Annotated in this window: 14 protein-coding genes; 5 read left to right on the top strand and 9 right to left on the bottom strand. The window is 67.7% G+C overall.

Annotated elements, in window-relative coordinates; genetic code table 11:
* The first annotated feature begins 56 nt into the window (after positions 1 to 56).
* A complete protein-coding gene (locus tag AB431_RS01940) occupies positions 57 to 1,271 on the top strand; it encodes an acyltransferase (protein ID WP_047328525.1) in 1,215 nt (404 codons plus the stop codon).
* A 3-nt stretch (positions 1,272 to 1,274) separates the two neighbouring features.
* On the opposite strand, the gene AB431_RS01945 is transcribed toward AB431_RS01940, so the two are convergent.
* The 4 genes from AB431_RS01945 to AB431_RS29775 are packed head-to-tail and all read right to left on the bottom strand — an operon-like array spanning position 1,275 to position 8,240.
* The gene (locus tag AB431_RS01945; protein ID WP_047328526.1) at positions 1,275 to 2,741 is read right to left on the bottom strand and encodes an AMP-binding protein; all 1,467 of its coding nucleotides are present in this window, start codon (positions 2,739 to 2,741) and stop codon (positions 1,275 to 1,277) included.
* Entirely contained in the window at positions 2,734 to 3,723 is a 990-nt protein-coding gene (locus AB431_RS01950; RefSeq protein ID WP_047328527.1) for a phosphotriesterase, read from the bottom strand. The genes AB431_RS01945 and AB431_RS01950 overlap by 8 nt, the downstream gene beginning before the upstream one ends.
* A gap of 10 nt (positions 3,724 to 3,733) precedes the next feature.
* Positions 3,734 to 8,032 (bottom strand): alpha-(1->3)-arabinofuranosyltransferase, encoded by a 4,299-nt coding sequence (locus AB431_RS01955; protein WP_047328528.1) that lies wholly within the window; start codon positions 8,030 to 8,032, stop codon positions 3,734 to 3,736.
* Between the two features lie 34 nt (positions 8,033 to 8,066).
* Positions 8,067 to 8,240, bottom strand: coding sequence for a DUF2613 domain-containing protein (locus AB431_RS29775; protein WP_071948071.1), 174 nt, complete (start codon positions 8,238 to 8,240; stop codon positions 8,067 to 8,069).
* Between the two features lie 142 nt (positions 8,241 to 8,382).
* Here AB431_RS29775 and AB431_RS01960 point away from each other — a divergent pair, with 142 nt between their 5' ends.
* Both AB431_RS01960 and AB431_RS01965 read left to right on the top strand, forming a co-directional pair.
* Positions 8,383 to 9,594, top strand: coding sequence for a glycoside hydrolase family 3 N-terminal domain-containing protein (locus tag AB431_RS01960; RefSeq protein WP_047328529.1), 1,212 nt, complete (start codon positions 8,383 to 8,385; stop codon positions 9,592 to 9,594).
* Between the two features lie 32 nt (positions 9,595 to 9,626).
* Positions 9,627 to 10,250, top strand: a complete 624-nt coding sequence (locus AB431_RS01965; protein WP_047328530.1) for a TetR/AcrR family transcriptional regulator — start codon at positions 9,627 to 9,629, stop codon at positions 10,248 to 10,250.
* Here the strand turns inward: AB431_RS01965 and AB431_RS01970 are convergent.
* Positions 10,237 to 10,704, bottom strand: coding sequence for a MarR family winged helix-turn-helix transcriptional regulator (locus tag AB431_RS01970; RefSeq protein WP_052960154.1), 468 nt, complete (start codon positions 10,702 to 10,704; stop codon positions 10,237 to 10,239). The two genes, AB431_RS01965 and AB431_RS01970, sit on opposite strands and share 14 nt — an antisense overlap.
* 92 nt (positions 10,705 to 10,796) lie before the next feature.
* Here AB431_RS01970 and AB431_RS01975 point away from each other — a divergent pair, with 92 nt between their 5' ends.
* Complete coding sequence (locus tag AB431_RS01975) at positions 10,797 to 11,387, top strand: class I SAM-dependent methyltransferase (RefSeq protein WP_052960155.1); 591 nt, start codon at positions 10,797 to 10,799, stop codon at positions 11,385 to 11,387.
* Between the two features lie 2 nt (positions 11,388 to 11,389).
* Here the strand turns inward: AB431_RS01975 and AB431_RS01980 are convergent, their stop codons facing one another.
* A complete protein-coding gene (locus AB431_RS01980) occupies positions 11,390 to 12,205 on the bottom strand; it encodes a MaoC/PaaZ C-terminal domain-containing protein (RefSeq protein ID WP_047332983.1) in 816 nt (271 codons plus the stop codon).
* Positions 12,206 to 12,245: 40 nt separating this feature from the next.
* Positions 12,246 to 13,610: a 3-oxoacyl-ACP reductase gene (locus AB431_RS01985; RefSeq protein WP_235435801.1), complete on the bottom strand. Its 1,365-nt coding sequence runs from the start codon at positions 13,608 to 13,610 to the stop codon at positions 12,246 to 12,248.
* 72 nt (positions 13,611 to 13,682) lie between these two features.
* On the opposite strand from AB431_RS01985, the gene AB431_RS01990 reads away from it, so the two are divergent.
* Entirely contained in the window at positions 13,683 to 15,035 is a 1,353-nt protein-coding gene (locus tag AB431_RS01990; RefSeq protein WP_369802966.1) for an acetyl-CoA C-acetyltransferase, read from the top strand.
* A gap of 219 nt (positions 15,036 to 15,254) precedes the next feature.
* Here the strand turns inward: AB431_RS01990 and AB431_RS01995 are convergent, their stop codons facing one another.
* Both AB431_RS01995 and AB431_RS02000 read right to left on the bottom strand, forming a co-directional pair.
* Positions 15,255 to 16,481, bottom strand: a complete 1,227-nt coding sequence (locus tag AB431_RS01995) for a S9 family peptidase (RefSeq protein WP_144418414.1) — start codon at positions 16,479 to 16,481, stop codon at positions 15,255 to 15,257.
* A 173-nt stretch (positions 16,482 to 16,654) separates the two neighbouring features.
* A complete protein-coding gene (locus tag AB431_RS02000; protein WP_047328534.1) occupies positions 16,655 to 18,490 on the bottom strand; it encodes an acyl-CoA dehydrogenase in 1,836 nt (611 codons plus the stop codon).
* Between the last annotated feature and the right edge of the window lie 227 nt (positions 18,491 to 18,717).

Genomic DNA, 18,717 nt, shown 5'->3' on the forward strand with positions numbered 1-18,717 from the left:
CAGGCCAGGTGTACCCACTTTGGCGGGCCAACCGCGTCCGGCGCACACTGGCAGCTATGGCAGGTCCGGTGGAGCAGGTCGGGGGCACCCGCGGCTTCCTGCCCGCCGTAGAAGGGATGCGCGCCTGCGCGGCGATGGGGGTGGTCCTCACCCACGTCGCCTTCCAGACCGGCACCACCGGCGCAGTGGTCGGACGGCTGCTGCACCGCTTCGACCTGGCTGTCGCGGTGTTCTTCGCGCTCTCCGGCTTTCTGCTGTGGCGCGGCCACGCCGCCGCGGCCCGGGACTTGCGCCGCCGCCCGCCCACCGGGCACTACCTGCGCTCGCGGTTGGTGCGCATCATGCCCGGTTATGTGGTGGCGGTCGTCGTCATCCTGACGCTGCTGCCGGAGGCCAACCACGCCAGTTGGACGGTGTGGTGGGCCAACCTGACGCTGACCCAGGTCTACGTTCCGCTCACGCTGACCGCAGGCCTGACCCAGATGTGGAGCTTGTCGGTAGAGGTGAGCTTCTACCTCGCCCTGCCGATCCTGGCGGTCCTGGCCCGTCGGCTGCCGGTGCGGGCCCGGGTGCCGGTGATCGCTGCGGTCGCGCTGGCCAGCCTCGGCTGGGGTCTGCTGCCGATCCACACCATGCAGGGGGTCAACTTCCTGAACTGGCCGCCGGCCTACGCCTCCTGGTTCGCCGCGGGCATGCTGCTGGCCGAGTGGACGGTCAGCCCGGTCGGGTGGGCGCACAAACTGGCCCGAAACCGCTTGGCCGTCTTCGGTGTCGCACTGGCCGCGTATCTGATCTCGGCCTCACCACTGGCCGGCCCGAAGGATCTGGTTCCGGCAACTCTGGGGCAGTTCGTGATCCGCACATCGATGGGCGCCATCGTCGCCGGCGCCCTGCTGGCGCCGCTGGTGCTCGACCGCCCCGACACCGGCCACCCGATTCTGGGCAGCCGGTTCATGGTCACCCTCGGCCGGTGGTCCTACGGACTGTTCGTGTGGCACCTGGCCGCGCTGGTGATGGTGTTCCCGATGGTCGGCCGGTTCATGTTCAACGGCAACCTGATCGTCACGCTGGTGCTGACGCTCGTGCTGGGCTTCGCGATGGCAGCGGTCAGCTACGCCCTGATCGAGTCGCCATGCCGAAATGCCCTGCGGCGCTGGGAATATCGGCGGGCAAGCGCGGAACGCCCGGGGAATTGGTGGAGCAAGAAGGCGCCGGTGCCGCCGCTGGACAGTTCGGTCAGCGATACACCCGAGCCGGTGATCGCGCGCTGATGCTCAGGCCTGCAGCCGGGCGATGATCTCGTCGCGGACCGCGGATCGGCGCGCCTTGCCCGCGTCGTCGCGCAACGGGGTGTCGACGAACTCCACGGTCCGTGGCACCTTGTAATCGGCGAGCCGCTGCGCCACGAACGCCTTGACGTCCTCTTCGGTGAGCGCGCCACCGTCGGTGTGCACCAACGCATACGGCACCTGGCCGAGGTCATCGTGCGGCACCCCGACGACCAGACAGGACAGCACCGCCGGGTGCTCGGACAGCGCGCTCTCGATTTCCGCGGGGTAGGTATTGCGACCGCCGACGGTGAACATGTCGACACGGCGATCGGCGAGATACAGGTAGCCCTCGCCGTCGAACCAGCCGAGATCGCCGAGTGAATCCCAGCCGTCGCGCGACTTGGCGGTACTGCCGATGTAGCGGTAGGTGGGGAGCGAGCCCGGGTTCGGACGCATGTAGATCTCGCCGAGCACACCTGGCGGGCATTCGTTGCCGTCGTCGTCGAGTACCTTCATCTCGCCGGCCACCACGCGACCGACCGAACCACGGTGGGTCAGCCATTCCGAACCGCTGATGAACGTCAACGCCTGAAGTTCGGTGCCGCCGTACAGTTCCCACACCGCATCGGGTCCGAGCAGGTCGATCCACGCCTGCTTGACGGTCGGCGGGCAGACGGCGGCCACGTGCCACAACCGGCGCAGCGACGACAGATCATAGCCGTCGGGGTTGGCGTGATAGACCGGCAGCAGCCGCTGCATGATCGTCGGTACGGTGGTCAGGTAGTTGACCCGGTAGTCGGCGATGACCCGCAGGAAGCGCTCCGGGTCGAACCTGGGCAGCAGCACAAGATGCTGTCCGGTCGCCAAAGCGATGGTGGCCGAGGTGAACCCGGTGTTATGGCTCAGCGGCACCGGCACCAACTGGGTGTCGGTCGGTTGATTGCCCATGCCCATCGCCACCAGGTCGGCCGGGTACCGGCTGTCGCCACCGGCCTCGATGAGTTTAGGCCGTCCGGTGCTGCCGCCGGAGGCGATCGACTTCCACGCCGGTGAAACCGCTTCGGGCAGTGGGTCATCCGGAAGGTCGGGAGTACCGGTGAAATCCGCGGCCACCGACGGCACCAGACCGCGCGGATCGGTGCGGCCGACCAGCAGGGCGCGCGGCTTCAGGTCGAGCAGGCCCTCGAACTCGGCGTCGGGCAACCTCGGCGACAGCGGCTGCGGGATCGCGCCGAGCTTCCACACCGCGACTGTCGCCTGCACCCACTCGATCGAGTTCGCCACCGCGATGGTCACGTAATCGCCTTGACTGACCCCGAGTTCGGCATAGGCGCGGGCCAGCCGGTTCGACGTCGACTCCAGCTGAGCGCGGGTGATGGTGCGGCCCTCGCACGACACGGCGGGGCGATCGGGCGCCTCGGCAGCCAGCTGGCTCAGCCGGGCCCCCAGCGCCGGGATCTCGTCACTCATAGGCACCTTGCTTGGCGAAGATGTTGCGGGGGTTGTCCACCAGCATGGTGGTGATCTGCTCGTCGGTCACCCCACGCTGGCGCAGCGCGGGAAGGACATCGTTGTGGATGTGCCGGAAATGCCAGTTGGGCATGGCCACCGGGACGACTTCTTCCGGCAGCCAGTCGATGTAGCAGGACGCGTCGTGGGACAGCACCATCTTGTCGGCGTGCCCGCGTTCGCACATCCGCACCACGGTGTCGACCCGGTCGTCGAAGCTGAGGAAGCCGTCCAGGCCGAACCGGTCCATGCCGATATACGAGCCGCCGACGATCAGCTCCTCCAGGTAGCCCAGGTCGGTGGTGTCTCCGCTGTGCCCGATGATCACCCGGCTGAGGTCGACGCCTTCTTCGGCGAAGATCCGCTGCTGCTCGAGGCCGCGCCGGCTCAGCGCGTGGGTGTGGGTGGTGATCGGCACCCCGGTCTGTTTGTGGGCTTGGGCCACCGCGCGCAGCACTCGTTCGACACCCGGGGTGACGCCGGGTTCGTCGGTGGCGCACTTGAGGATTGCCGCCTTGACCCCGGTGTCGGCGATGCCCTCGGTGATGTCCCGGACGAACAGATCGGTCATGATCTCCGGACCGTCCAGCAGGGTTCCCGGGCCGGTGAAGTGGAAGTACATCGGGACGTCGTTGTAGGTGTAGATCCCGGTGGCCACCACGATCTGGAGGTCGGTCTGCGCGGCCACCCGCTGGATGCGCGGAATGTAGCGGCCCAGCCCGATGACCGTCGGGTCGACGATGGTGTCCACCCCGAGTGCCTTCAGCTCGTTGAGCTTGGCGACGGCGTCGGCCTCGCGGGCCTCGCCGTCACCCCAGCCTTCGGGATAGTTGGCCATGATCTCCTGCGACAGGATGAACACGTGTTCGTGCATGAACACCACACCCAGGTCGCTGGTCGCGACCGGGCCTCGCGCGGTCTCGACCTGTGACGGCTCTGTCATGGGTGACACCTTAACGGGAAATGCTTGTGCCCTCGGTGGTTTCGCTGTCAGTTCGCTCCCGTCGGGCAGCGAAGCGACCCGGGGACAGTCCCGAGGCGGCCAGCGCACCGACTGCGATCAGGGCAGGCAACTGCACCCAGGGGGAGTGGCCGATATAGCCGTCGACCGACCGCCACGGGTAACGCGCCAGCAGCGCGCCCGCCGCGATGAGCCCGCAAGCGCTGGCGGCCAGTGTCACCCGGTCGCGCAACCGGGCCCGGTCACGCAGCAGATAACCAAGCACCATCGCGATCCCGAACACCACCAGGCCGCCGACACCCGCGATCAGCCCCCCGGCGGCCATGACGCCCACGCCCCCTAGCAGATGCGGCGCCCACGGCCGGGCCGGCTCCCACGGGGGCGTCGGTCGGCGCGGCGGCACCAACGTCAGCAGCAGGAGCAGCGGCAGCAAGGACAGTCCGACGGCCAGACCGATCCGGTAGGCCCGGTTCGACGGGAAGCTGACCGTGATCGTGCCCTGCTCACCGGCCGGCACCACCCAGCCCTGCTGCCAACCGTTGACGATCACCGGGGTGAGCGTGACCCCGTCGGGCAGGTGCGCCACCCACCCCGGGTTCACGCTCTCCGGGACCACCAGCACCCGTGCGGTGGGCGCCCGCGCGACGTTGATCTCGCGGCGGTCGGCGCCCCAGCTGCGGATGTCGGCGGGAGTCGTTGGGGCTGTGGTGATTTGGCTTGCCAGTGGGCCGGACAGCTGAGCCCCGTCAACGACGAACGCCGAGCCGGGGCTGATCAACAGCTCCTGATCACCGGCCGGCAGGGCGATCGGCGCCGGGTCACACGCGCGGGCCGGGACCGGCTCGCCGTCCAGCAGCGCCCCGACCGTGGTCGTCACCGAGGTCTGTACGAACCGGCCCGAGACCGCGACGATCGGACCCTGACCGCACGGGATCTCGATGGCGCGCTTGCGGTTGACGGCGGCGTCGGCGGCGGCGACGGGCTTACCATCTGGACCCAGCACCGCCACCTCGGCCAGACCGGGCGGCTTCAGCTGATCGAAACCCAATGCGGTGCGGTCGATCACGTCATTCCAGTTCAGCAGACTGATCCGGACGGTATCGGTCATCCGCGGATGCAGGGCCACGGTTTGGGCACCGCCGTCGAGCCGGCGAACCTGCGGCCCGTCGCCCAGGTCGATCGCCACCATCGTCGGATGTGTTGGCAGCTGCGAGGAGCTCGGGGTCAGCACCAGGCCGGTGACGTCGGTGGGCTTCGGCAACGTCAGCGTCAGGGTCGGCGCACTCCGGTGCTGCACCACACTCTGCGGCGCGGTCCACGAGGTGCGCGGGTCGCCGTCGGTGGCCGCGTAGGCCGAGCCGTCGACGTCGATCAGATCGGCGTCGGCACGCGAGCGGACGGTGCCCGGCTGGGCGATGAGGTCTGCCAGGTGCGGTCCCTGCCGGGCGCGCACCCAGACCGTGGGCTTGACCTCGATCGCCTTGGGCACCGTCAGGGTGCGGCTCAGGGTGACCGGCTCCTCTGGGGCCAGTGACATCGACGCCGCACAGTGCACACCGTCGGGTGAATCGGCACAGCCCTGCCGGCCGAGCAGTTCGGAGCCCAGATCCCAAGCGGCGACGGCGGATCCGCCGGGCGGCCCGGGTACGGCGACGCTGTGCCGGATGTTCACGGGATGGGCGAAGCCGGACGCATCGAACTGGGTGACCGACAGATCGGTGATGCCGAACTGCACCCCGGACGAGCCGTCGTCGGTGCCGACCGCGGTGATCCGCACCCACGGCGACTCCCCGTATGGCAGGGCGACGGTCAGCGGTTTGCCGGGTTCGTCGAAACGAACTGTGGTGGTGCCGTTTTCGGTGGACACCTGCAGTCGCCGGACCTGGGCGCCGACGGCGGTGGCGCTCGGGGTGAGCGTCAGCGTCGCGTTGGTGACGGGACGGTCGAAGTCGATCTGCAGCCACTGCCCGATTGCGGCTTGTAGCGAGTTGGACACCCACGCGGTGGCCGAGTCGCCGTCGATCGCGGCGGTGGGTCCGCTGGCCGGCGCGACATTGGGCAGCGCGGTGGCATCCGAGGACGAGCTCGACGCGGACAGCCGCCCCCCGGTCCAGGCGCCGTGCACAGGCTTTGCGCCGGGAACCGGGTAGTCGGGCACCCGGTTGAAGGTGTTGCGGTGGTCGCCCTCGGCCCTTGCCGCTGACGAGTGGTCGTCGACGCGGCCGTAGTCAATTTCCCGGGCGACCGGGGTGTCGGTCACGGTCACCACCGGCACGGGAAGTCCGGCGCGCTGGGCGTCCGAGGTCAACAGCATCGGACCCAGCGGCGGCTGGCCGAGCAGCCTGCGGCGTTCGTCGATGCGCAGCAGCGACTCGGGGCCGCCGTCGACCCGGGCCATGCGACCTGCGTCCGTCAGATACGGCGCCCCTGGATTTTCTTGCGCACCAACATGATAGATCTCGATGGCTGGATATCGTGGGCGCAGCCCGCTGTCGCTGATGAACCCGTCCAGGGTGCCCGGTCCGACCGGTTCGCCGAACTGCGCGACCTTCTGCAGCCCTGGTGAGCCGTCGATGGCGCGGTGCACCAGCAGTGGGCGCGCCGACCGTGACTTGTCCGGATCGAGGTCGTTACGCACGACGACATAGGAGATGCCCTGGCGGGTCAGCGTGTCGGCCAGCCCGGCCGACGGTCGGCCCGCGGCGAACAGTCTCTGCACCGAGTCCAGCGCCCGTATCGTCTGCGGTGGGGTAAGAGGGATGGAATCGCGTACACCCCAAGGGCTTTCGCCGAGTACCTGGAGCGGTTCGTCGTGGCTGTTGCCCCAGACCTGGGTGGCGAACGGCGCGCCGGGGACCACCAGCACCCGGCCCGGGGTGGGGTGACCGGTGTTGTGCTCGGTCAGCCAGTCCGCGGCCTGGTGCCAGTAGTCGGGGATCGCGCGGAACGCACCCGGCGGGGTGAGCCGGCCGGTCCAGGCCATCGACGTGGCCACCATCAGCGCGGCCATGACCACGATGCCGACCGCCACCCGCTTGTCATTCTCGGGATGCGCGAACGCGCGAACCCACACCGGCCGGGGTGCGCTGCCGGGCAGCGGGATTCGGTTGAGCAGGTGCGCCAGCCCCAGTACCAGCGGGAGGCGGATGACCGGTTCGAGCTTGTGCACGTTGCGCAGCGGCGCGCCCGCCGCGTCGAGGAACGCCTGCACCTCATGCGCCACCGGGGAGCCTAGCCCGCCGGAGTAGCCGAGACCGAGCAGCACCACACCGATCAGCAGCATGGTGATCAGCCGGCCGCGGGCCGGCATCGAGCGCAACGCAAGCCCGGCCATCCCGCCCGCGGCGACCAGCGTGGAGGCCAGCACCATGGCCGGCTGGGTCACCAGTTCGGCGGCCGCAGTGGCGTTCGGCGCGACGAACGGAGTCCAGCTGTCGGTGCCACGCAGCATCTCGGTCAGCGATGCCCACTGCGTGGTGACCCCGGAGGATTCGATGAAGTCGAGGAACGGTGGGCTGATCCGGCCGAGCAGCAGCAGCGCGACCACCCACCAGGTGACCGCCAGCGCCGACGCCAGCAGCCACCACGCGGTGAACCTCAGCCAAGTGCGGTTGGGCCGATGGCACAGCCACCAGATGATCGCCGGCAGGCAGCCGGTGAGCGTCGCGACCGCATTGACCGCGCCCATCAAGGCCAGCGCCAGCCCGGCCCGCCCGGCCAGCACCCGCAAGGACCTGCTTCGGCCCAACGTCGCGGGCCCAGCGGCTCCGTCACCCCCGCGCAACGCCAGGATCACCGGCAGCAGCACCCACGGCGCCAGCATCATCGGCAGCGTCTCCGACGAGATCGACCCCAGCGTCGTCAGCACCCGCGGTGAGAGGGCGAAGGCGACGGCGGCGATGATGCGCGACGAGCGGGTGCCGATGCCCCGGCCGTCGTTCAAAGCCTCGGCCACCCGCAGCAGCCCCCAGAAGCCGGCGGTCAGCAGCAGCGCCCACCAGATCCGCTGGGTGACCCAGCCGGGCAGCCCGAGGATGTCGCCGAGCAGGAAGAACGCACCGTGCGGAAAGAGGTAGCCGTACGCCTGGTTCTGCGCCTGCCCGAACGGCAGGTCGCTGTTCCACAGATTCGCCGCGCGAGCCAGGAAGCGCAGGGGGTTGGCGGTCAGGTCGAGCTTGGTGTCGGGGGAGATCATGCCCGGCGACTGCGCGAAGGCCAGCACCAGCGCGACGAGGAAGGCACCGCCGAGCCAACGCCGCGACAGCGGCGGAGTCGTGATGGGCGCCTCCATGACCGACGGGGAGGCGGCGGTGAACGTGCTCAGACTAGCCGCGGTTGCCGTACTCGACGCGGTTCAGCACCGACGACGCGGGGTCGCCAGGCGACAGCGGCGGTTTGGTGTCCTGCTGGATCATCAACGTCACGCCGAAGATCGCGGCGGCCCCGAGCAGCAGACCGACCACGATGCTGGCAGCGGCAGGAACCACGAACCGGGTCATGGTCGCTTCTCCTCGCGGTTGCTGGGACGGTGCGGATCAGCGGGTGAAGACCCGCAGTGTCACTGGGTGAATACCCGCTGGCCAACCTAGCATGCGGCCAACCTTGGTTGGCCCTCGGCGAGGGCCGTGACAGCATGTGCGGATGCCCACACGCCTGTTCTCGATTCGCGGAGTCACGGCCCTGTCGGCGTCGGCGCTGCTGTTCGTCGGCTGCTCAAGCCCTGCGCAACGCCCGGCGGCCTCGTCGTCGGCGCCGGTCAGTGCGCCGTCGTCGGCCAGCACGGTGCCGTTGGCCGGGCCGGTCCCGGCGCCCGGCACCCCGGCGCCGCCCGCCTGCGGAGCCGGCCCGGAGTTGCTGGGTTCGATGTCGACGCGCGACAAGCTGGCGCAGGTGTTGATGGTCGGGGTGAAGAGCGCGGCCGACGCCCGCAACGTGGTGGACACCTACCACGTCGGCGGTATCTTCGTCGGCAGCTGGACCGACCTGTCGATGCTGACCGACGGCTCGCTGGCCGACTACGCCAACGCGGGCCCGCTGCCGCTGGCCGTCAGCGTGGACGAAGAAGGCGGCCGAGTGGAGAGGCTGTCCAAGCTGATCGGCGAGGCCCCGTCGGCGCGGGTGCTGGCCCAGACTCAGACGCCCGAACAGGTGTATCAGCAGGCCCTCGACCGCGGCCGCAAGATCCACGACCTCGGCATCACCATCGACTTCGCGCCGGTGGTCGATGTCACCGACGCCGCCGACGACACCGTGATCGGGGACCGGTCGTTCTCCAACGATCCAGCCAAGGTGACCGAGTACGCCGGGGCGTACGCGCGTGGCCTGCGCGACGCCGGTCTCCTCCCGGTCCTCAAGCATTTCCCCGGTCACGGGCACGGGTCGGGCGACTCGCACACCGCCGGGGCGGTCACCACCCCGGCACTGGATGCGCTGAAGAGCAACGACTTGATTCCGTACCGCACGCTGACGACGGAAGCCCCCGTCGCGGTCATGATCGGCCACCTCGAGGTGCCGGGGCTGACCGGGACGACGCCGGCCAGCCTGAGCGCCGCGGCGGTAGGCCTGCTGCGCAGCGGCGGCTACGGCGGACCGGGCTTCGACGGACCCGTCTTCAGTGACGACCTGTCCAGCATGGCGGCCATCGCCGACCGGTACGGCGTCGCCGAGGCGGTCCTGCGCAGCCTGCAGGCCGGCACCGATGTCGCGCTGTGGGTGACCACCGACGAGGTGCCCGCGGTGCTCGACCGGCTGGAGAAGGCGGTCAACGCCGGTGAGCTGTCGCTGCCCGCCGTCGAAACTTCGGTGCTGCGAATGGCGCGTCTGAAGGGGCAAAGTCCGCGCTGCGGCGGTTAGCCTGGACGCAACCTTTGGCGAAAGGCGGTGATATGGCGGGTGGCACCAAGCGGTTGCCCCGTGCCGTGCGGGAGCAGCAGATGCTCGACGCCGCTGTACAGATGTTCTCGGTCAACGGTTATCACGAGACGTCGATGGACGTCATCGCCGGCGAGGCGCAGATCTCCAAACCGATGCTCTATCTGTATTACGGCTCCAAGGAAGAACTGTTCGGGGCCTGCCTGGCCAGAGAACTCAGCCGCTTCATCGAAGCGGTGCGCGAGGACATCGACCTCAAGCAGAGCCCGCATGACCTGTTGCGCAGCGTCATTCTGTCGGTGCTGCAGTACATCGACGCCAACCGCGCGTCCTGGATCGTGCTCTACACCCAGGCCACCAGCTCGCAGGCGTTCGCGCACACCGTTCGCGAAGGCCGCGAGAAAATCATCGACATGGTCGCCAGGCTGCTGGAAGCCGGCACTCGAAACCCGGAGCCCAGCACCGACTTTCACATGATGGCCGTCGCACTTGTGGGCGCCGGCGAGGCCGTCGCGACGCGCGTCAGCACCGGTGACGCCGACGTCGACGAGGCCGCCGACATGTTGATCAACCTGTTCTGGCGCGGACTCAAGGGCGCGCCGTCCGACAAAGAGACCACGTCGGTCACGACGGGTTAGTCGCCGAGACGCCGTCCGGCATCGTCTCGCGCACGACGCGGATGAGTGCGGGCAGTCCGACCAGCAGGGCCGCGGACTCCGCGGCGCTGAGTCGGGCCGCCCAGGAGCGGAACTGCTCGGCGTAATTCGCCCCGATCCGGGCGTGCAGCGCCCGCCCCTCACTGGTGAGCCGCAAGCGCTTGGTGCGCAGGCTGGCCGGGTCGCGTTCACGCTCGACCAGCCCCAATCGCTCGAGATCGGCAACCAACCGGCTGACCGTGCTCTTCTCCAGTCTCAGCCGGTCGGCCAGTTCGCGCTGCGACAGTGGAACAGCGGTGTCGAGCTCGTGCACGGCGAAAGCCTGCGACATCGAGATCGGAAACCCTGGAATCTCCTGTTCGGGCCGGATCAAACCGGCCACCCGGACCAGATCCATGAACAGGGCATGAAGCCGATCGGCGTCGCCGTGATTCATGGGGATGTCCTCCCGGGTAGACAGTTGTGCAGAGCAACTATAGCGGGTAGCGTCGGCCGCATAGTTGCTTGGAACAACTGTTTGGAGGTTCGATGCGAGTCCACCATCACGGCAACTGCCCGGGCGTCTTCTCCGGCCGGGGCAGCCGAATCTACGACCTGGTTGCCCGGAAACTGTTGCGAGGTTTGTACGAGCGGATCGCCGACGATCTCGTCGACGTCCTGCCCGACGGGGCGGCGGTCCTGGATGTGGGGACCGGCCCGGGGGCGCTGGTGGCGGAACTGGCCAGGCGGAGGTCGGATCTGCACCTGGTCGGGGTAGATCTGTCGGCCGACATGGTCAGCGCCGCTCAACACAATCTTGAGGAGTTCGGCGATCGAGCGTCGGCACAACATGGCGACGTCACCGACTTGCCGTTCGCCGCTGACACTTTCGATCTCGTCGTCACCTCGTTCAGCTCGCATCATTGGGACGACCCCGCCGCGGCGGTTCCAGAAATCGCACGGGTGCTGCGGCCCGGCGGGCGGCTGTATATCTACGACTTCGGCTTCGCGCCGTTGCACGTCATTGCCGAAACCGCGCACAGCCGAGGGCTGTTCGCCTCGAATCCAATTCGCACCACGCGGATCCGTACCGGTGTGCTGTTCCCGCGACGCTGTACGCGCCAGGTGTTGACGGCCTGAAACTACAGCCCGCGAACCGTTCCGGTGAGGTGCGGGTAGCCCTTCGACAGGTTGCGCAGCGACAGGTCCCAGCCGTCGGACACCCGGTCGACATACAGACCGGCGGTGGCCGGCAGGATGACCGGCTTGCCGAACTTCACCGAGTAGCGCACGGCATCAGGTACCTGAGCCTCGATGTTCGCCAGAACCGCTGCCGCACTGAACATTCCGTGTGCGATTACGGTGGGGAAGCCGAACAGCTTGGCGCCGATCGGGGTGGTGTGGATCGGGTTGTGGTCGCCGCCGATCGACGCGTAGCGCCGGATCTGGCCGGGGCTGATCCGCAGAATCGTGTTGGGCGGCGGCAATTTCGGCCGCTTCGGCGGCTCCGCCTTGGGGCCGCCGGACAGGCTGGTGCGCTGCTGGTGCAGGAACGTCGTCACCTGATGCCAGGCACGCTCGTTGCCCACGTGAATGTCGGTGACGACGTCGACCAGCAGACCCTTGCGGTGCTCGCGAAGATTTTCGGCGTGCACCTTCAGATTGAGGGCGTCGGTGACCGCGATCGGGCGGTACCGGGTGATCTCGTTCTCCACGTGCACCGCACCCATTGCCGCGAACGGGAAGTCGAAACCGGTGATCAGCGCCATCACGGTCGGGAATGCCAGCACGAACGGGTAGGTCAGCGGGAGGGTGTCACCGAAGCGCAGGCCGGTGACCGACGCGTAGGCGGCGACGTTCGACGGGTCGATGGACAGGTCCGCAACGGTCAGGGTGCGGTTGGGCAGATGATCACCACGCGGGATGAACGGCAGCGAGCCCGCGGCGGCGCGCAGCATGTTGCGCAGTCCGCTCGGCTGTTCGGTCACAGTGCTCACCTTAGGCCCCCAGCATGGCCTGGCCGCAGACCCGGATCGTATTGCCGGTCACGGCATTCGATGCCGGGCTGGCGAAGTAGGCGATGGCTTCGGCGACGTCGACCGGCTTGCCGCCCTGGTACAGCGAATTCAGCCGTCGGCCGACCTCACGGGTGGCCAGCGGGATCGCGGCGGTCATCGCGGTCTCGATGAATCCGGGTGCGACGGCGTTGATCGTGATGCCCTTCTCCGCCAGCGACGGCGCCAGCGCCTGGGTGAGCCCGATCATGCCGGCCTTGGTGGTCGCGTAGTTGGTCTGGCCGCGGTTGCCTGCGATGCCGGCCATCGAGGACAGCCCGATCACCCGACCGCCCTCACCGATGCTGCCGTTCTCGACCAAGCCTTCGGTAAGCCGTTGCGGAGCAAGCAGATTGACCGCCATCACCGAGTCCCAGCGGGCGTCGTCCATGTTGGCCAGCAGCTTGTCGCGGGTGATGCCGGCGTTGTTGACCAGGATGTCGGCTCGGCCGCCGTTGTGGTCGGAGTAGTGCTCGCGCAGATGCTCGGTGATCTTGTCCACTGCGTCCTCGGCGGTGACGTCCAGCGGCAGGGCAGTGCCACCGACTTTCGCCGCGGTCTCACCCAGCGCGTCATGCGCTGACTCGACATCGATCGCGACGACCTTGGCACCGTCGCGGGCGAACACCTCGGCGATCGTGGCGCCGATGCCGCGGGCCGCGCCGGTGACGATGGCGACCTTGCCGTCCAGCGGCTTGTCCCAGTCGGCCGGCGGGGTGGAGTCGTCGGCCCCGACGTAGAAGACCTGGCCGTCGACGTAGGCCGACTTACCCGACAGCAGGAACCGCAGCGTCGACTCCAACCCGGTCGCGGCGGGTTTCGCCGCCGGCGAGAGGTAGACGAGCGACACCGTCGCTCCGCGGCGGAGCTCCTTGCCCAGTGATCGGGTGAACCCTTCCAGAGCGCGCTGCGCGATGCGTTCGTTGGCGTTGTCAGTGTGGTCCGGCGTGGTGCCCACCACGACGACGCGTCCGGACGGTCCGAGATTGCGCAGCAGCGGGGTGAAGAACTCGTAGAGGCCGCGCAGCCCGGCCGGCTCGGTGATGCCGGTGGCGTCGAAGACGAGCCCGCCGAACGAGTCGGCCCAGCGACCGCCCAGATTGTCGGCCACCACGTCATAGTCCTCGGCGAGGGCGGCGCGCAGCGGCTCGACCAGGCGGCCGTCGCCGCCGATCAGCAGCGAGCCGGCCAACGGCGGCTCACCCGCCTTGTACCGGCGCAACGTCTCCGGCTGCGGAATGCCGAGCTGCTTGGCCAGCAGCGCGCCCGGCGCTGAGTTGACGATCTGCGAGAAGAGGTCGGAAGCCACGGACATGCCTTTCGAGTTGCGATGCGGGTGGACCGGGAACGAACTTACTCCAGAGTAAGGAGCGAGTTTAGTATGGGTGGGTATACCCCTCCCAAACCGAACCCAAAGGGGAAGATTGACGTGGCCTCTACCACTGGAAACAGCCGCCGGGTCGCCGTGATCGGCGGCAACCGCATTCCGTTCGCCCGATCCGACGGTGCCTATGCCGAAGCCTCCAATCAGGACATGTTCACTGCGGCCCTCGGCGGTTTGGTGAACCGGTTCGACCTGGCCGGCGAGCGGCTCGGCGCGGTGATCGGCGGCGCGGTGCTCAAGCACAGCCGCGACTTCAACCTCATGCGCGAAAGCGTGCTCGGCAGTCAGCTCTCGCCCTACACCCCGGCGATCGATCTGCAGCAGGCTTGCGGCACGGGTCTGCAGGCAGCCATCGCCGCTGCTGACGGGATTGCCGCCGGACGCTACGAGGCGGCCGCTGCCGGCGGGGTGGATACCACCTCCGACGCCCCGATCGGCCTCGGCGAGGAATTGCGTCGAACCCTGCTCGGCCTGCGCCGGTCCAAGTCCAACGTCGACAGGCTCAAGCTGGTCGGCAAGCTGCCCGCGTCCCTGGGCATCGAGATCCCGACGAACGGGGAGCCGCGCACGGGGCTGTCAATGGGGGAGCATGCCGCCATCACCGCCAAGAAGATGGGCATCAAACGCGTCGATCAGGACGAGCTGGCCGCTGCCAGCCACCGCAACATGGCCGCCGCGTACGACGCCGGCTTCTTCGACGACCTCGTCAGCCCCTTCCTCGGGTTGTACCGGGACAACAATCTGCGGGCCGACTCCAGCGCCGAGAAGCTGGCCAAGCTCAAGCCGGTGTTCGGTGTTCGCAACGGCGACGCCACCATGACGGCGGGCAACTCGACTCCCCTGACCGATGGCGCATCGGTGGTACTGCTCGCCAGCGAGGAGTGGGCAACATCACACTCGTTGACTCCGCTGGCCTACTTCGTCGACTCGGAGACGGCCGCGGTCGACTACGTCAACGGCTCCGACGGCCTGCTGATGGCACCGACCTATGCGGTGCCCAGATTGCTCGCCCGCAATGGCCTGACCTTGCAAGACTTCGATTTCTACGAGATTCACGAGGCGTTCGCATCGGTGGTCCTGGCCCATCTGCAGGCCTGGGAATCCGAGGAGTACTGCAAGGAGCGCCTCGGTCTGGACGCGGCGCTCGGGGCGATCGACCGCTCCAAGCTCAACGTCAACGGATCCTCGCTGGCTGCCGGCCATCCGTTCGCCGCGACCGGCGGTCGAATCGTGGCCCAGCTGGCAAAACAGCTGGCAGCGAAGCGTAAAGAGACTGGTCAGCCGGTGCGCGGGCTCATCTCGATCTGTGCCGCGGGCGGCCAGGGCGTGACCGCGATCCTCGAGGCGTAGAAAAAAATAAAAAAAGTTTCGGTGGGTTTGTAACGAACCCGTACGGGCTACAGATGTATTGGATAGCTCCGTGTTGCCGTCTGACCCCCCGACCCGACGGCAACACGGGGCATCCTCTTTGTTTGCGTCCTTTCGGACGTGAACGAAGGACCGCCGCTGGACAAGAGGGGATTCCAGCGGCGGTCACTATGAGGACACGTTCCGCTGAGAATCTCTCGGCTATCCCCGATCCACCAGCCCCGACTGCACGAGTGCGGCGTCCACGAACTGTTGGACCGGACGGGCCTGGAAGAACCCGGTATGCCCACCGCGGTACCAGCCGATGTTCGGCCGTCCCCAGTGCTCCCACAATCCCAGCACCTGTTCGCGCGGGTGCACGATCCGGTCGGCGACACCGGCATAGATGAACCGGCCCTCCGGTGCCACCTTCGGCCGCATCGACAGTGGCGAGATCATGTTGCCGATCGGTTCAGCCAGTTCCAGCGTGAGGTGCCGCGGATCGTCGGGGCTCAGTCCGGCGTGGCGGCCCAGGATCGATACCAGGTTGGCCGGCGGCACGCCCAGGATGGCGCATGTCAGATCCTCGTCGAGGCTGGCGACCAAGGCCGCGATGTAGCCGCCCAGCGAGATGCCGTTCACGCCGATCTTGGCGTCGGGCTGTTGGAGCCGGATCCAGGCCAGCACCCGCCGGATGTCCCACACCGCCTGCGCGGTGGCGTGGACGTCGTCCATCACATCCTCGCCCGGGAACACTGCACCCTTGGGCAGTCCCTTGGCGCGCGGGCCGTGCATGGGCAGAACGGGCAGTACGACGTTGAGGCCAAAGGCCTCGTGCAGGTGCCATGCCCGAAACAGCGTGAGGTCTAGATTGGCGCGGCCCATCTCGGTGCCGTGCACGCACACCAGCCACGGACGGGGCTCGCTGTGGCGCAGCATCAGCGCGTACTCGCGCTGATTTCCGGTATAGCTGAGCCAGCGCTGGCGGCCGGGTTCCCGGGAGTAAGGCGTGTAACCGCTGTCGAACGACAGCCGCTCGTGCTTGCGGTTGCCGCGGCCGAAGGACCGGATCTTGACGTCGGTCGGCGCAGCGGGGCGAGCGAAGAAGCCTTCCGGCCGAGTGAGCCAGCCCCGCTTGCCGTAGAAGTCGATAGCCTTGAGGACTTCGGAGTTGATCCGGTCGTAGACCGCGGCGTCGCTCAGCGGGCGGCGCAGGCGCAGGCCGACCAGCACTATTTCGTCGCGCAGTGCGTGGGTGGCCAGCGCGAGCGTGGGCCGGGCGACGGGCAACTCACCACCCTCCCCGTCGAGGTACGCGCCCCATGAACGAGCGTAGTATCCAGCGGTTTTCGTGAACGGCGCGACAATATTCGCCAGAGGTACCGCGTTGCCCGATTTTCTGCCGGTCGGCGCGGGATGCCCGGAAATCGCTTCGTTGCTGTCAAGCATCGCCATACCTGTAATGTAGCCCATGGCCAGCTAACTGCCAGGGCCCAAAGTCCCGACCTAGGTGGGTAACGGGCATCAGTTGGCAAAAAGGGTCCAAAGTCACCGTCCGGATCGGGCCGAAATGCCAACGGCCCCGAGACCCGAAGGTCCCGGAGCCGTCGTGCACGGATAACTCAGAAGGCGGCTTCGTCGAGCTCCATGATGTCGTTGTCCAGCGTCTCGATCACCTGACGGGTGCTGGTCAGCAGCGGCAGCATGTTCTTCGCGAAGAACGACGCGACCGCGATCTTGCCCTCGTAGAACGAGCGGTCGGCACCGGTCGCGCCGGCATCGAGCGCGGCGATCGCAACCGCGGCCTGACGCTGCAGAAGCCAGCCGATGACGAGGTCGCCGACGCTCATCAGGAACCGGACGGAGGCCAGCCCAACCTTGTAGATGCTGGCGGCATCCTCCTGCGCGGCCATCAGGTTGGCGGTCATCGAGGCGGCCATGGCCTGGACGTCCTCGAGCGCCTTGGCCAGCAGCTCGCGCTCCGACTTCAGGCGGCCGTTGCCTGATTCGTTGGAGATGAAGGACTCGATCTGGCCCGCCACGTGCGCCAGCGCTACACCCTTGTCGCGCACGATCTTCCGGAAGAAGAAGTCCTGCGCCTGGATGGCGGTGGTGCCTTCATAGAGGGAGTCGATCTTCGCGTCGCGGATGTACTGCTCGACCGGGTAGTCCTGCAGGAAGCCGGAGCCACCGAAGGTCTGCAGGCTCTCGGTGAGCTTGGCGTAAGCCTGCTCGGAGCCGACACCCTTGACGATCGGGAGCAGCAGGTCGTTGACCCTGACCGCGAGGTCGGCCTCGACACCCTGCACATCCTTGGCCACCGCGGCGTCCTGGTAGGTGGAGGTGTAGAGGTAGAGCGCCCGCAGACCCTCGGCATATGCCTTCTGGGTCATCAGGCTGCGACGAACATCCGGGTGGTGGGTGATCGTGACGCGCGGCGCCGTCTTGTCGGTCATCTGCGTCAGATCGGCACCCTGTACGCGCTCCTTGGCGTACTCCAGCGCGTTCAGATAGCCGGTCGACAGCGTGGCAATAGCCTTGGTGCCCACCATCATTCGGGCCTGTTCGATCACGTCGAACATCTGCGCGATGCCTTCGTGCACTTCGCCGACAAGCCAGCCCTTGGCCGGGATGCCGTGCTGGCCGAAGGTCAGCTCACACGTGGCCGAAACCTTGAGGCCCATCTTGTGCTCGACGTTCGTGACGAACACGCCGTTGCGCTCACCGGGCTCGCCGGTTTCGAAGTCGAAGTGGTACTTGGGCACGATGAACAGCGACAGGCCCTTGGTGCCCGGGCCGGCGCCCTCGGGGCGAGCCAGTACCAGATGCAGGATGTTCTCGAAGAGGTCGTCGGAGTCGGCGGAGGTGATGAACCGCTTCACACCGTCGATGTGCCACGAGCCGTCGTCCTGCTTGACGGCCTTGGTGCGGCCGGCACCGACGTCCGAGCCGGCGTCCGGCTCGGTGAGGACCATGGTCGAGCCCCAACCGCGCTCGGCGGCCTTGATGGCCCACTTCTTCTGTTCCTCGGTACCGAGGTTGTAGACGATCTGGGCGAAACCGGCACCGCCGGCGTACATCCAGACCGCGGGGTTGGCGCCGAGCACGTGCTCGTGCAGGGCCCAGACCAGGGTCTTGGGCATCGGCATGCCGCCGAGCGCCTCGTCGAGGCCGACCTTGTCCCAGCCGGCGTCGATGAATGCCTTCACCGACTTCTTGAAGGGCTCGGGGAGGGTCACCGTGTGGGACTCGGGGTCGAACACCGGCGGGTTGCGATCACCGTCGGTGAAGGACGCGGCCAGCGGGCCTTCGGCCAGCCGGGCCATCTCGCCGAGCATCTCCTGCACGGTGTCGGCGTCGAGATCGCTGTACTCACCCTCGCCGAGGGCCTTGTCGAAACCGAAGACCTCGAACAGGTTGAATACCTGATCGCGGACGTTGCTCTTGTAGTGGCTCATGACAGCTCCTCCTCAGCGAGAATGTCATCTGAAATTCCGGATTTGTGGTTGGGTACTCGGGTCTAAGTTACCCACCAGTAACACGCCTAACTATACCGGCCGGTAACCGGAACGCAAGCCACTGTGAGCAAGTTCAGCCGACTAATCAACCCACTAGTCGGTTTGCGGGATTGCCCCGTCCGTCAATTCCAAACATTTCGCTGGTCAATGCGCATTGAGCAGGGTTG

The organism is Mycobacterium sp. EPa45, from assembly GCF_001021385.1.
Classification (GTDB): domain Bacteria; phylum Actinomycetota; class Actinomycetes; order Mycobacteriales; family Mycobacteriaceae; genus Mycobacterium.